Source organism: Vibrio satsumensis (assembly GCF_050337435.1).
In the GTDB taxonomy this organism is placed as follows: Bacteria; Pseudomonadota; Gammaproteobacteria; order Enterobacterales; family Vibrionaceae; genus Vibrio; species Vibrio satsumensis.
Window position 1 is genome coordinate 293,026 of record NZ_JAKJSX010000004.1, and the last position, 15,075, is coordinate 308,100.

The 15,075-nt window shown below is 44.8% G+C and carries 12 protein-coding genes; 9 read left to right on the plus strand and 3 right to left on the minus strand.

All coding sequences use genetic code 11. The features are described 5' to 3' along the window. Together L4C44_RS04320 and L4C44_RS04325 are read right to left on the minus strand one after the other, a co-directional pair. Complete coding sequence (locus L4C44_RS04320) at positions 1-1,089, minus strand: microcin C ABC transporter permease YejB (RefSeq protein ID WP_248366992.1); 1,089 nt, start codon at positions 1,087-1,089, stop codon at positions 1-3. A 12-nt stretch (positions 1,090-1,101) separates the two neighbouring features. Continuing rightward, complete coding sequence (locus L4C44_RS04325; RefSeq protein ID WP_428804455.1) at positions 1,102-2,997, minus strand: extracellular solute-binding protein; 1,896 nt, start codon at positions 2,995-2,997, stop codon at positions 1,102-1,104. A gap of 394 nt (positions 2,998-3,391) precedes the next feature. Between L4C44_RS04325 and L4C44_RS04330 the strand changes: the two genes are divergently transcribed. Further along, positions 3,392-4,435 (plus strand): endonuclease/exonuclease/phosphatase family protein, encoded by a 1,044-nt coding sequence (locus L4C44_RS04330; protein ID WP_428804456.1) that lies wholly within the window; start codon positions 3,392-3,394, stop codon positions 4,433-4,435. Positions 4,436-4,550: 115 nt separating this feature from the next. Here L4C44_RS04330 and L4C44_RS04335 read toward each other — a convergent pair whose 3' ends face one another. Further along, positions 4,551-5,147 (minus strand): porin family protein, encoded by a 597-nt coding sequence (locus L4C44_RS04335; RefSeq protein ID WP_428804457.1) that lies wholly within the window; start codon positions 5,145-5,147, stop codon positions 4,551-4,553. A 405-nt stretch (positions 5,148-5,552) separates the two neighbouring features. On the opposite strand from L4C44_RS04335, the gene L4C44_RS04340 reads away from it, so the two are divergent. The 8 genes from L4C44_RS04340 to L4C44_RS04375 all read left to right on the plus strand — a co-directional run bounded on the left by L4C44_RS04340 (position 5,553) and on the right by L4C44_RS04375 (position 15,056). After that, on the plus strand, positions 5,553-5,867 hold the full coding sequence (locus tag L4C44_RS04340; RefSeq protein WP_285954605.1) for a winged helix-turn-helix domain-containing protein: 315 nt from the start codon (positions 5,553-5,555) through the stop codon (positions 5,865-5,867). Positions 5,868-6,068: 201 nt separating this feature from the next. Beyond that, on the plus strand, positions 6,069-6,488 hold the full coding sequence (rbsD, locus tag L4C44_RS04345) for a D-ribose pyranase (protein ID WP_146490154.1): 420 nt from the start codon (positions 6,069-6,071) through the stop codon (positions 6,486-6,488). 99 nt (positions 6,489-6,587) lie between these two features. Then, positions 6,588-8,093 carry a ribose ABC transporter ATP-binding protein RbsA gene (rbsA, locus tag L4C44_RS04350; protein ID WP_086713745.1) on the plus strand — a complete coding sequence of 502 codons (1,506 nt, stop codon included), beginning with the start codon at positions 6,588-6,590 and terminating at the stop codon, positions 8,091-8,093. Further along, positions 8,090-9,076, plus strand: a complete 987-nt coding sequence (gene rbsC / locus L4C44_RS04355; RefSeq protein WP_017082395.1) for a ribose ABC transporter permease — start codon at positions 8,090-8,092, stop codon at positions 9,074-9,076. The genes rbsA and rbsC overlap by 4 nt, the downstream gene beginning before the upstream one ends. A 127-nt stretch (positions 9,077-9,203) precedes the next feature. Next, positions 9,204-10,082: a ribose ABC transporter substrate-binding protein RbsB gene (gene rbsB, locus L4C44_RS04360; protein WP_428804458.1), complete on the plus strand. Its 879-nt coding sequence runs from the start codon at positions 9,204-9,206 to the stop codon at positions 10,080-10,082. Between the two features lie 239 nt (positions 10,083-10,321). Beyond that, positions 10,322-11,266, plus strand: coding sequence for a ribokinase (rbsK, locus tag L4C44_RS04365; protein WP_428804459.1), 945 nt, complete (start codon positions 10,322-10,324; stop codon positions 11,264-11,266). Between the two features lie 95 nt (positions 11,267-11,361). Beyond that, positions 11,362-12,363: a substrate-binding domain-containing protein gene (locus tag L4C44_RS04370; protein WP_146490151.1), complete on the plus strand. Its 1,002-nt coding sequence runs from the start codon at positions 11,362-11,364 to the stop codon at positions 12,361-12,363. A 233-nt stretch (positions 12,364-12,596) separates the two neighbouring features. Further along, positions 12,597-15,056 carry a CHASE3 domain-containing protein gene (locus L4C44_RS04375; protein WP_428804460.1) on the plus strand — a complete coding sequence of 820 codons (2,460 nt, stop codon included), beginning with the start codon at positions 12,597-12,599 and terminating at the stop codon, positions 15,054-15,056. Positions 15,057-15,075 lie beyond the last annotated feature (19 nt).

Consider the following 15,075-nt stretch of genomic DNA (forward strand, 5'->3'; position numbering starts at 1 on the left):
CTAACGCGCTTCAAAATCAATTCGAGGATCAACCCAGGTATACGTCAGGTCGGAGATAATGCTCAGCACCAAGCCAAGCAAGGTCATGATATAGAGAGAGCTGAACACCACGGGATAGTCGCGTTGAATAGTCGATTCAAAACCAAGCAGACCAATGCCTTCGAGTGAAAACATCACTTCAATCAACATAGAACCCGTGAAGAAAATACTAATAAATGCGCTTGGGAATCCGGCAATAATGATCAACATCGCGTTACGGAAAACGTGCTTGTAGAGAATGCTGCTCTCGTCCAAACCTTTCGCTCGCGCGGTCACCACATATTGCTTATTGATTTCATCAAGGAAGGAGTTTTTGGTCAGCATGCTGAGCGTGGCGAAGCCGCCGATGACCATAGCGAAAATAGGCAACGCTAAGTGCCAGAAGTAGTCGCCAATTTGCTGATACCAGTTAAGCTGGTCGAAGTTACTCGACACCAAGCCACGTAATGGGAACCAACTGAAGTAGTTACCACTCGCAAACAAAATAATCAGGATGATCGCAAACAAGAAGCCCGGCACCGCATAACCAACAATCACCACAGCGCTAGACCAAATATCAAAGCGCGAGCCGTGATGTATCGCTTTCATGATGCCTAAGGGTATCGAAATCACATAGATGATTAACGTACTCCACAACCCTAAGGAGATGGAGACAGGTAAACGCTCAATGATCAAATCAATCACGTTGCCGCCCTTAAACAGGCTTTCACCAAAGTTAAAGGTCGCGTAGTTTTTCAACATATCGAAGTAGCGAATATGAATCGGCTTATCAAAACCAAACTGCTTTTTGATCTCTTCAACCACTTCCGGATCAAGCCCTCGAGAGCCTTTATAGCCACTGGCAGATGCTTGGTCACTTTCGCTTAAATCAACTTCTTGTCCACCACCGGAAAAACGCTCCATGATGCCAGAGTTATGCCCTTCTAATTGGGCAACAGCTTGCTCTACCGGACCACCTGGCGCGATCTGAATAATGAAAAAGTTGATAGTGATGATCGCCCACAGCGTGGGGATCACCAACAGTAAACGCCGAAATATATACGCGGCCATGCTAACTAACTCCTAGCGACGTTTTTCAGGAAGCAGAGCTGCCTTCTCTTCTGAAATCCACCATGTATCGATACCTAAATCATATTTAGGTAATACATCTGGACGCTCAAACTTGTCCCACATCGCTACGCGGTATTCGCCAACGTGCCATTGCGGGATATTGTAGAAATTCCACTGCAACACACGATCAAGAGAGCGGCCTAGCGTAAGTAGCTTTTCAGGGTTCTGCTGGTTACGTGCGATTTGTTCTGTTAACGCATCAACCACAGGATCCATCACACCTGCCGTATTGTAAGTAGAATCAATGTAGTTAGAGTTCCAAACAATCATTAAGTTCGGGCTAGGATAAGGGTTTGCAGAAAATGACGACGAAACCATATCGAAATCACGATCACGAAGACGCTTGATGTATTGCGTAGTATCGACAGTGCGGATCTTCATCTCAATACCCATACGCTTCAGGTTCTTTTGAACTGGCGTTGCAATACGCTCCGTGGTCGGACTGTAAATCAACAACTCGAAAGACATCGGCTTGCCAGTCTTTTCGTTGGTCATGACTTTGTCTTTCAGAACCCAACCCGCTTCCTTCAATAGTTTGAAAGCAGTACGCATTTGGCTACGAATACGGCCGCTACCATCGGTAACTGGAGGTTGGAATTCTTCTGTGAAAACTCTCGGTGGAATCTGATCTTTGTATTGAGACAGCAACTCTACTTCAGCTTCGCTTGGTAAACCTTTCGCTTCGTAGTCGGTGTTTTGGAAATAACTACGAGTACGTTTGTATTGACCGTAGAACATGTTCTTGTTCATCCACTCAAAGTCCATCGCGTAGGTTAATGCTTCGCGTACCTTTGGATCTGAAAACACAGGGGATTGAATGTTGAAGACAAAACCTTGAGTCGTTTCAGGCTTCTCATGGTTGATCTCTTCTTTGATGATATAGCCTTTGTCGAAGTTCGCGCCTGTATAAGAGTTAGCCCAAAACTTAGCCGAGTTCTCAGTTCGAAGATCGAACTCCCCTGCTTTGAAGGCTTCCAGCATTACGGTGTCGTCACGGTAGTAATCGTATTGCACTTGCTTGAAGTTATTACGACCAACGTTAACGGGTAGATCGGCAGCCCAGTAGTTTTCATCGAGGCCGTAAGTGACACTTTGCCCAGACTTGTAACTGATGATCTTATATGGGCCACTTCCCACAGGCGGCTCACTTAGGGGCTCAGACAGTTTTCTGTCTTTCCAATAATGCTCTGGTAATACGCGGGTACTTTGGGCAAAGCTAAACAACTTCTCGCGGTTTGGCTTCTCCATCTCAATGCGAACCACTAAATCAGAAACTGCGGTGACTGACTTAATTTCTTTGTAATACACACGGTATTGAGGAACACCCTCGGTTGAAAACTTATTAAAGGTGAATGCCACATCATGAGCCGTAATAGGCTCGCCATCATTGAATCTCGCTTTTGGGTTGATATCAATTTCCATCCAAGTGAAATCACTGGCGTAGCGAACCTTTGAAGCGATCAATGGATAATAAGCATCAATCTCGTCGCTCGGAGAAAACATCAAGGTATCGTAGATCTCTCCGGTATAACTTGCAGCAACGCCGCGAGAACCGAATCGATTAAAGCTATCGTAAGTACCGATGCTGCCATAAGTCACTTTGCCCTGCTTTGGCGCATCAGGATTAACATAATCAAAGTGAGTGAAGTCGGCTGGATATTTTGCTTCACCAAAACCAACCAATTGAGTGGTTTCAATTACGGTGACAGCAGGTGTTGATTCGGTATCAGAAGCGTGTGTAACGGAGGGATATAGAGCAATAAGCGGCAGCATGACTGCATATGACTTCAAATTAGACCTAAAAAACTGAGTGCGCTGCGAGGCTTTGCTTCGGAAATCTGTTCCCATTTGACTCTCCCTTCAAATGTTATGAATTTGATATTCAACTTGATTAACCGGCTTTGAATGCACACCGTTAAAACAAGTATAGGTTCAAATCTAACATCATGTAATAACTAATAAAACCATCAGCACTCCATCTCTGACGGTTTATTTACAAATTACTCGTCACCGCTCGAAGTTATAGGTTGCAGTTAGCTTTGATTACGTTGATTAGTTTAGTGGCGTTGGAAAGTACGGGGGAAGGCAGAAGCACTAATATTAGTCTAGCGTGAATGACACAAGCCTCCACGGCTTAAATTCTCTTTAATTCACTTCTAAAGTGAAATTTAGGTTCTAAATAATCAACAAACTATACTTTACTGGAGTATCCTTGCTGCCTAGGTCTAAATGGAATGACACTTTGAACAAACCAAACCAAATAACATTCGCAACGTTCAACCTTTTGAACTATCTAGAGCCACCGAATGCTTATTATGATTTTGAGAACATCTACAGCTTCGAAGAATGGCAAAAGAAGCAACATTGGATGGCTGAAGCGATTCGTTCATTAGATTGTGATGTGATTGGCTTCCAAGAGATATTTAGCCCGCAATCTTTAGAACAATTGATGAATGATCTGGGTTACCCTCACTTTGCAGTGGTCGATAGCGCACATGTTGAAGATGATTACCTGTACACCTCTCCTGTCGTTGGTATTGCATCGCGCTATCCAATTGAAAACGTGCAGCCTGTTACGCCAGATTCGAAACTACTGACAGCATTCAACCTTGGCAACAAATTCTCATTCAACAGAACACCTGTTCACGCGACCATTACTCTGCCTCACTTAGGTTCAACCGACTGTTATGTCGTGCACTTCAAATCACAACGTCCAACAGAACCAAAGGCAGAATCTGTCGATGCAGACAACGCCCAGCAAGGTGAAAAACCACAAAGTGACACGCTCATTCGCTTCCACCAAGAACAACTTGGCTCTTGGCTATCAAGTGTCCAACGCGGTCTAGAAGCTCAGATATTGCATCAATACATCACCAATCAACGCTACCAAACCGATCAACCAGTCGTATTGATGGGTGACTTTAATAAGCCTCTGTTTAATGATGAATTTAAAGGGCTGTTGAGTTACTCAATCAACAGAGACGAAAACAGTAAGCATTGGCTGTCCCACTTTCGCTTAAAAGACAGTTGGGATCTTTACCATCAACTGCATGAGGAAGACTTGCTTGAGCAGCGTAAACCAACCCATTACTACGGTGCTTCAGGGTCTGTACTAGATTACATTTTGATGTCGAACGAGTTTGATTGCCAGAACTCATCAAGCTTGATGGAGATCTCGAGCTACACAGTGTTAGACCATCACCTGATCAATCCAAGCTTTGAACACGACCAATTCAGTACTGATCATGCCGTCGTCTCTGTCACTGCTCATATCCGCGAAACTTAACTGTCGGATTACGTTTCGTTTTAAGCGGATGTATCCCAAGTCTCGATATAAAACACCGAAGCATTGCTACTTCGGTGTTAAAAAATTCATATACTTACTAGATGAAATCTAAAGTTTAGAAACGGTAAGCAACCGCTGCGTAGTATGAATCAATCACAATATCCTTATCATTATCAAAAGGCGAATCGGTCTCAACAACAAACGCATCCGCTTCATAACCTAGCTTAAAGCTAACGTTGCCAATGTGCCTAGGTGTGTACTCAACGCCAAAACCATAGCGAACTCCTTCACCACTATCATCATCTAGCAACGGTAGAGATTGATCTAAATCAATTGACGATAAGCCGATAATGCCAAAAGGGCGGACTCCATTATCAAATGTGTAACCTAAATTAGCACTGATCGAAAACGCAGTTGGAGACCAAGTGTAAGTAGATTGGTTTAATGCATTTTTTGCAACGACGTCACCATAGTTCGTGTATTGCGCCTCTAATGCGATGATACGATTAAATTGGTATCCAGCAATGATCTTATATGTCGGGTCTTCAGCATCAACAGTCATTGGTGCTGAAAAGTCGTTATAAAGCCCGCCATCATCAATACCAGATGTACCGATTGCGCCGCCTAGGTAGAAACCACTGTCTGCTGCCATTACATTGTTTGCTGCAAATGCTGACATCATCGCGATGCTTAGAATTAATTTGTTGTTCATTACTGCTTGACCTTACTTAGTGCAAATCAAGATTGTTACGCCTTCCTGTGCAGCACAATCTTGTTAGAGTTACCCGACACCCCGTCGAATTCGCAAGCAGGTTAAGCTCACAGAAAACAAAAAAATAAATAAAAATGTAATCACTTTGTCATTTCAAACAACACAATCAGTAATAACCAAATAAACAACTGAATAATAAAGAAATAAAAACACACCCTTTCTAGAGGAAACCTGGCAATCAATTTTCAAACCGTCTCATTTTTAGATTTTATTCGCGCAGACTTACGAACGCTTACTTTCAAGAGTGGTGTTATTTCGCATAATCCGCGCGCTTTGAATCACTAGCACACCTAACGAACTACCCAATCAATCTCCACCATTCAAAAGAAGACGAACAGAAACACGATGACCCACACCATAAACCTCAACGGCTTAACCCTTGATATCGACGCTCGAACTATCACTAACTCACAGGGAAACAAAATAACGTTGCGCCCTCACCTTTTGGCAGTGCTCTGTTTGCTGATAGAAAATATTGGAAGGCCGGTTTCAAGAGAGCATATTGTTGATGTGTGTTGGGACGGGCATCTCTCGTCACCTCATGCTCTGGCTAATGTGGTTTATAACCTACGCAATGTCTTCGCGCGATTGAGAACACCAAATGTCCAGATAATAACCATCAGTAAGTTTGGCTATGTGCTATCAATTGAACCCACGTAGCCAAATTTATGCAATCAATGGCGTTGACTGAGATCACCAAAAAACGCCCCATCGAAACGTTTCGATGATCGTTATCACACTCTAAAACAATCAAACGTGCAAATGATAAATCAGACACTATTATCACTATCGAAACGTTTCGATGGCTTTTTCTTGAGTTGTTCTCAACCCATTAAGCGTTATTTTTTGATAGGTCGTGATATGAAAAAAAGTACTCTAATAAACTCTGAACTCTCTTACCTAGTGGCGACGCTTGGCCACACAGATGAAATCACGATTTGTGACGCGGGCCTGCCGATTCCAGACCACGTAACTCGCATTGATCTTGCACTGACTCATGGTGTACCGAGCTTTCAACAAACAGTAAAAACCCTATTAGATGAATCTCAAATTGAAGGCGTTGTGATTGCAGAAGAGTTTGCGAAAGTAAGCCCAGAACATCACGCATCACTGATTGATTTAATCAAGACAGAAGAAGTACGTTGTGGCAAATCGCTTTCGATTACTTACATCACTCATGAAGAATTTAAACAGCGCACCCATGATAGCCGTGCAGTGATTCGTACAGGTGAATGCACGCCTTACGCGAATGTTATTTTCCAAGCTGGCGTAACCTTTTAACTTAAGCAAAACGCAACGACAGCTCAGTGTCATCACTGAACCAAAGCAATACATATACAGAACAATCAAATACAACTGGCCCCGAGTAAAGGAACCGACATGACTCAAGCCATTTTAGAACTTAGCTCAATTGAGAAAGCCTTCCCTGGTGTTAAAGCACTGGATAAGGCAAGCCTCAACGTTTATCCAGGACGCGTAATGGCGTTAATGGGTGAAAACGGTGCGGGTAAATCAACACTAATGAAAGTGCTTACGGGTATCTATCACTTGGACGGCGGCACTATCGCCTACCAAGGAAAACCTGCAGCATTTAAAGGGCCGCGTGATTCTCAACAAGCTGGCATTAGCATCATTCACCAAGAACTGAATCTAATCCCTGAGTTAACCATCGCCGAGAACATCTTCTTAGGTCGTGAGATCACGAGCACCATGGGTCGCATCTTGTGGAACGAGATGTATCAAGAAGCCGACAAGCTACTGAAACGCCTAAATGTGAAACACAGTTCGAAAACACCTTTAGGGCAACTGAGCCTTGGTGAGCAACAAATGGTAGAGATCGCGAAAGCCCTATCGTTTGAGTCTAAGGTCATCATCATGGATGAGCCGACCGATGCGCTAACCGATACCGAAACTGAATCTCTGTTTAAGGTCATTAACGAATTGCGTTCTGAAGGCTGTGGCATTGTTTACATCTCTCACCGTTTGAAAGAGATCTTTGAGATTTGTGACGACATCACCGTACTTCGTGACGGTAAGTTCATCGGTCAGTGTGAAGTAAAAGACACCGACGAAGATGGCCTGATTGAAATGATGGTTGGCCGTAAGCTAGACGAACAATATCCACGTATCGGACAAAGCCACGGTGAAACCTGCCTTGAGGTCATCGGCTTGACCGGCTCTGGTGTTCATGATGTGAGTTTTACGCTAAAACGCGGTGAAATCTTAGGTGTATCAGGCCTAATGGGCGCAGGTCGTACCGAACTGATGAAAGTGATTTACGGTGCACTTCCAAGTGAGCGCGGCGTCATCAACCTAGAAAACAAAACCATTAACCCTGTCAGCCCGAGAGATGGCTTGGCCAATGGCATTGCTTACATCTCTGAAGATCGTAAAGGCGATGGCTTAGTTCTCGGCCTTTCAGTAAAAGAAAACATGTCGCTATGTTCGCTTGATCTGCTGACTAAAAGCGGTCAAATCCAACATAAAGACGAAGTGATTGCGGTTGATGACTTCATCAAGCTATTCAACATCAAAACCCCAACTCGCGAGCAAATTATTGGCAACCTTTCTGGTGGTAACCAACAGAAAGTGGCTATCGCTAAGGGATTGATGACCAAACCAAAAGTACTGATTCTCGACGAGCCAACGCGTGGTGTTGATGTCGGTGCCAAGAAAGAGATTTACCAACTCATTAATAAATTTAAAGCCGATGGCATGAGCATTATTTTGGTCTCATCTGAAATGCCAGAAGTGTTAGGAATGAGTGACCGCATCATGGTGATGCATGAAGGCCGTGTAAGCGGTGAATTTGATGCTAAAGAAGCAAACCAAGAATTATTACTGGCGTGTGCGGTCGGTAAAAAGATCAACGAGGACGCAGCATGAGTACTAAAACCATGAGCAAAACAACTGAAGCTCCAAAGAAAAAACCGTTAATCAGCAAAGAGTGGCTGATTGATCAAAAGTCATTGATTGCTTTGATCTTCCTGATTGTTGTCGTTTCTTTCTTAAACCCGAACTTCTTTACTGTCGACAACATCCTGAACATTCTGCGCCAAACTTCGGTTAACGCGATCATCGCTGTGGGTATGACGCTGGTTATCCTAACCGCGGGTATCGACTTGAGTGTTGGTTCTGTACTTGCGCTTTGTGGTGCATTCGCAGCCAGCATGATTGGTATGGAAATCCCTGTGATGATCGCAGTGCCAACCGCTCTTGTAGCAGGTGCAGCATTGGGAGCTATCAGTGGTGTAATTATTGCCAAGGGTAAGGTTCAAGCCTTCATCGCAACGCTTGTGACCATGACGCTACTGCGCGGCGTAACCATGGTTTACACAGATGGTCGTCCTATCTCAACTGGCTTCACAGACACAGCAGACGCATTCGCTTGGTTCGGTACCGGCTATGCAATGGGCATCCCAGTTCCAGTATGGATCATGGTCGTGGTATTCGCAGCAGTATGGTACCTACTTAACCACACACGCTTTGGTCGCTACGTATACGCTCTTGGTGGCAACGAATCAGCAACTCGCCTATCAGGCATCGACGTAGACAAAGTAAAAATCGGCGTTTACGCAATCTGTGGTCTGTTAGCAGCAGTCGCAGGCATCATCGTGGCATCGCGTTTGTCATCAGCTCAACCAACCGCAGGTATGGGTTATGAGCTAGACGCTATCGCAGCCGTGGTTCTTGGCGGCACAAGCTTAGCGGGTGGTCGTGGCCGCATCATGGGCACATTGATTGGTGCATTGATTATCGGCTTCCTAAACAACGCCCTAAACCTATTAGACGTATCTTCTTACTACCAGATGATTGCAAAAGCAGTGGTTATTCTTCTGGCGGTATTGGTCGACAACAAAAACAAATAAAACCTATTCACACTCTAGGTTAATACAAGTAACACCCTGCTTTACCTTTAAATATTAGAATCTATAAATAATGTAACTACGAGCTAGGACTCACCTCCTAGCTCACCCTACACAAAGGACTTACACCATGAAAAAATTAGCGACTCTTATTTCTGCTGCTCTTCTTTCTACAACAGTATCTGTGTCTGCACAGGCGCAAGATACAATGGCAATCGTTCTGTCTACATTGAACAACCCATTCTTCGTAACCATGAAAGATGGCGCAGAAGCGAAAGCTGAAGAGCTAGGCTACAAGCTTATCGTTCTTGATTCTCAAAACGACCCAAGTAAAGAGCTTTCGAACATTGAAGATCTAACCATTCGTGGTGTTAAGGCAATCCTGATTAACCCAACAGATTCAGATGCTGTGTCTAACGCGATTCGCATGGCTAACCGCTCTAACATCCCAGTACTAACGCTAGACCGTGGCGCAAGCCGTGGTGACGTAGTGAGCCACATTGCTTCTGATAACGTTATCGGTGGTGAAATGGCAGGCCACTTCATCATGGAAAAAGTAGGCGAGAAAGCGAAAGTTATCCAACTTGAAGGTATTGCTGGTACTTCTGCGGCTCGTGAACGTGGTGAAGGCTTCATGAACGCGGTAAACGGCAGCGGCCTTGAGCTTCTTGCAAGCCAACCAGCTGACTTCGACCGTACTAAAGGTCTGAACGTAATGGAAAACCTACTTGCAGCGAACCCAGACGTTGAAGCAGTATTCGCTCAGAACGATGAAATGGCTCTAGGTGCACTTCGCGCAGTACAAGCTTCAGGTAAAGAAGTAATGATCGTAGGCTTCGATGGCACTGAAGACGGTATCGCAGCAGTTAACCGTGGCCTACTTGGCGCAACCGTTGCACAACAGCCAGACCTAATCGGCTCTCTAGGTATCGAGATGGCAGACAAAGTGCTTAAAGGCGAAACAGTAGACGAGTACGTACCAGTACCTCTAAAAATCATCGCTAAGTAACTCTATTTAATCACTCAGTTTAGCGCTGGAATCTAATTTAAGCAGGGAGTCCCCTATCTCCCTGCTCATTAGCTCGCTGGCTCAAGACCAAAAACAAAAATACCGACAGTGCATCGCTGTTTCTCATACGCCGTCTAACAAGGCGAGCGATTTACGTAACGAGAATTAACGTAATGTGAATTAACGTAATGAGAAAGACCCATGCATTTTCAAATACGATATATCATAAGGCTCGTATCATGACTCAACTGATTGTTTTAGGTAGCGTTAACGCAGACCACGTACTACAAGTTCCTTCTTTCCCTCGCCCGGGTGAAACCTTGATTGGCGGTAACTATCAGGTCATTCCTGGCGGTAAAGGCGCAAACCAAGCGGTCGCGGCTGCGCGCTTAAACGCAGATATCGGTTTTATCGCCTGTGTTGGTGACGACCCATTTGGCATCAACATCCGTCAAGACTTTGCTAAAGACGGCATCAACATCGACGGTGTTATCGTTGCAGACAACACACCAACTGGCATCGCGATGATCCAAGTATCAGCAACCGGTGAAAACAGCATTTGTCTTTCTGCAGAAGCGAATGACAAGCTGACTTGCAAGCAAATCGAACCACACCTAGATAAGATTCGTGGTGCTAAATACCTGCTGACTCAACTTGAAACGCCAATTGAAGGCATTGAGTACGCAGCGAAAACCGCAAAAGAGAGCGGAACTCACGTAATTCTAAACCCTGCACCTGCTCGCCCTTTGTCAGATTCACTGCTTGCTTGTGTTGATGTAATTACGCCAAACGAAACCGAAGCGGAAGTACTGACGGGCATTACCGTAACCGACAGCGCATCTGCTCACCAAGCGTCTTTGGCTTTGCATGCTAAAGGTATCGAGACTGTGATGATCACACTTGGCGCTAAAGGTGTTTGGGTAAGTCATCAAGGTCAAGAGAATGAAGCAGGTGAAGGCGAGTTGATCGCAGGCTTCCGTGTTGAAGCGACTGACACCACCGCTGCAGGTGACACCTTTAACGGCGCATTAGTTACCGGTTTGCTTGAAGACATGCCGCTAGAGCGCGCTATTAAGTTTGCTCATGCAGCGGCTGCAATTTCTGTGACTCGCTTTGGCGCTCAAACGTCGATTCCAAGCCGAGCTGAAACAGACGCGTTTTTAGCAGAACGTTTATCGGCTTAGTAATTAGCTCTCAAACTATAAATAAGTAAGCATAAGCCCCTGTTTTCAGGCAGAATATCGCGCAACGTGGCAAGTTACTCCCACAAGGATTTTTTATGGCAACAATGAAAGACATCGCTCGGCTCGCTAAGGTTTCGACTTCTACCGTGAGCCATGTGATCAACAAGTCACGTTTTGTCAGTGAAGAGATAGCTGAGCGTGTTAACAATGCGGCTAAAGAGTTGAACTACGCGCCTTCAGCATTGGCTCGTAGCTTGAAAATGAAGCAAACCAAAACCTTGGGTATGCTGGTTACTACCTCTACCAACCCATTCTTTGGCGAAGTGGTGAAAGGTGTTGAGCGTCGTTGCTACGAAAAAGGCTACAACCTCATCTTATGTAACACCGAAGGCGACAGCGAGCGCATGAAATCGTCTATTGATACTTTGCTGCAAAAGCGTGTCGATGGCTTAATGCTGATGTGTTCAACCCTTGAAGGTGAACATATCGATGTGTTTGAACGTTATCCAGAACTGCCAGTTGTGGTTATGGACTGGGGCCCTATGCTGTTTGCCAGCGACAAGATCCAAGATAACTCGCATCAAGGTGGCTACATGGCAACGAAGCATCTAATCGATAATGGCCATTCTCAGATTGGTTGTATCACAGGCCCACTGCACCGCAACCAAGCTTCGTCTCGTTATCAAGGCTTCAAGCAAGCGATGGAAGAAGCAAATTTAGAGATCAACCCTAATTGGATTGTAGAATCGAACTTCGAATGTGATGGCGGCTTTGATTCTTACCAAACATTGAAAGCGCGTGGTGGAATGCCTAGCGCACTGTTTGTTAGCAACGACATGATGGCAATGGGCGTGATTCATGCGGCGGCGCAAGATGGCACATCGATTCCGAATGATCTGTCTATTATTGGCTACGATGACATCCACCTGTCTAAATATATGACACCGGCTTTAAGCACTGTCCACCAGCCAAAACATCGTTTGGGTAAAGCGGCTGTAGACACGCTATTAAACCGACTCGAAACTCCAGACGCTTACCCACAGGTCGTCGAGTTAGAGCCTACTCTCGTAGAACGAAGCAGCGTGAAAGCAATTTAACGCGCGACCGAGCTCAATATTCTTGAAAGCTAGCCAAGTCGGCTGGCTTTTTTCTTTGGAAGACCGTACGAATCACTCCCCTCTGAATACTCTTAATTAACGCCAGAACCGTTGATTGACTCAAACATAGTTAATAAACAAATTAAACACCAATGCGTATGCATTTGCACACTCAGCAACTAATTCTCTCCTACACTATCAATAAATAACATCGACATGGAGAGCGTTGTTTTATGATTTTGGGCTGGTTCGACAATATTTCCCTTCAAAAAAAGCTATTCGTCAGCTTTTGCGTTCCTATTACTTTGATCGTGACTGTTTCGTTTTCTGTTCATGAAAACACGCAATCAATGGTTGAGGACAACCACTGGGTGGTTCACACCCACAAAGCTATTGCTAGAGCGCAGGAGTTACTTAACCTAGCGGTAGATATGGAAACTGGCCAACGTGGCTACCTGATCACCGGCGACCCTGTATTCCTAGAACCTTATTACCTAGCACTGGACGTTTGGCCTAAAAAGATTCAGATTCTTAGCGAGCAGGTCAGTGATAACCCAGAACAAGTCAAACTTCTGGACACAATTGATACCACCCACAATAAATGGCTAATTGAATCGGGAGACAAAGAGGCCTGGCAACGTGAGCTAGTTAATAGAGGTCCAGCAGACCTGCAGAGTGTTATCGATATCACTCTACTGCAAACCGGTAAGCAGCTTATGGATCAAATTCGCTTGGAGATAGCTCAGTTCATTGAGGTAGAGCAACAGCTGATCAGCATTCGAGTTACAAAATCTGATAACTCTGCTCAGCAAACCGATTACGTTCTATTAGTCGGAACTCTCTTTTCGGTATTCGTATCTCTGATTGTGGCCGCTTGGTCTTCAAACCGTATAAAAAGAAGAATAGACATACTACTCGAAGCCGCCAACCAGGTTGCCGCTGGCCAGTTAAAGCAAGGCGCTGCCACGCTCAAGACAAACTCGAATTCGGACACCCAAGACGAAATTGCCCACCTCACGCATAGCTTCAAAAAAATGGCGACAAACCTAGTAAAAAACGACAATGAAATGCGAGCAAAAAACCAAGAACTCATCGCGGAACGCGCCAAAGCTGAAGCGGCAGTAAAAGCAAAAGGCGAGTTTTTATCGACCATGAGCCATGAGATTCGCACACCAATGAATGGCGTACTTGGCATCTCTCAGATCATAGCGGCCCAAACTAAAGAGCCAGAAACCAAAGAAAACATTAATATCATTCTTGATTCTGGCCATCACTTAATGACCATACTCAACGACATTCTCGACTTCTCTAAAGTCGAAGAAAACAAGCTTGAACTAGAGGTGGCGCCCTTTAATTTTGTTCAAGTCATGCAGCCTGTATGCAGCGCACTAAAACCTTTAGCCGATGAAAAAGGCATTCGCCTGTTGATCGAAAATAACATACCGAAAAACATCCAACTCGTCGGAGACTGTGCAAGGCTACGCCAAATCATGTTCAACTTGGGCGGCAATGCGACCAAATTCACTAAAGAAGGTCATGTATCCATTCAAGCTGACCTTAATCGCCCCAACAACCAACTAATCCTCACCGTAACAGACACCGGGGTTGGTATCCCGAAAGATAAGCACGAGCAGGTATTCCATTCGTTCGAACAAGCCGACACTTCGACAACAAGGAAATTTGGCGGAACAGGGCTTGGCCTCGCAATCGTCAAGAACCTAGTCAACCTCATGAACGGAGAAATCACATTAACCAGTGCTGTCGGTCTCGGAACAAAATTTCAAGTCTCCTTGTCTATCGCATGGCAAGAAGGGAAAACTGGTGATGTCGCAACACCAGTAATCAATACGGAGAAGCTGACTTGCAGCTCGTTGAGCATTTTACTGGTCGAAGACAATCGTATTAACGCGATCGTTGCACAAGGTTTCTGCGAAAAGCTCGGCCATCATGTCGACCTTTCAGAAAACGGAAAACTTGCAATTGAACGCCTCAAAACCAATAAATATGATCTTATCTTGATGGACAATCACATGCCTGAAATGAATGGGGTCGAAACAACTCAATACATCCGCGAGCAACTAAAGCTAGACACCTTGATATTCGCCTACACGGCAGATGTATTCCGTGAAGCTCATGACAACTTTATTCTGGCTGGCGTCGACCATGTTCTTACTAAGCCCCTACAGCAAGAGAGTTTTTTCGACGCCCTACAACAGTTTTCGGATCGACTACCTAAACAAGCAACAATAGAAGGTTCAAGTACTAACGAGAATATCGTCGAACTGCGCCGCAAGCCAATTGAAACGTTAAGATTAACGGAAGAAGAAATCAGTCGCTCAGAAATAATACACCTTCTGAAAGATGATGCGGAAGGGTTCAGCTTGCTTATCGACTCAACCATCATAGAATTTGAACAATCTGTTGATCAGCTGATTGAATACTATCTAGCGAAGGAGTTGGAGCCACTTTGTCGCACCCTACACTCCATTAAAGGCATGTCGCTAAACTTAGGACTCGATACGCTTTCTAAGCAAGCGCTGGAGCTAGAAATACAGGCAAAAAACCAACAACAGCCTGATATTGAACGGCTGCAAAAGTTGCTTAACCGACTTATGGTCAATATCCACCAAGCACAGCGGATGAAAACCGCGAATTCAGTCGAGCATCTGAATCAAATGAATGATCAAGCTTAAGAACGCTTCGCTCTCAAAC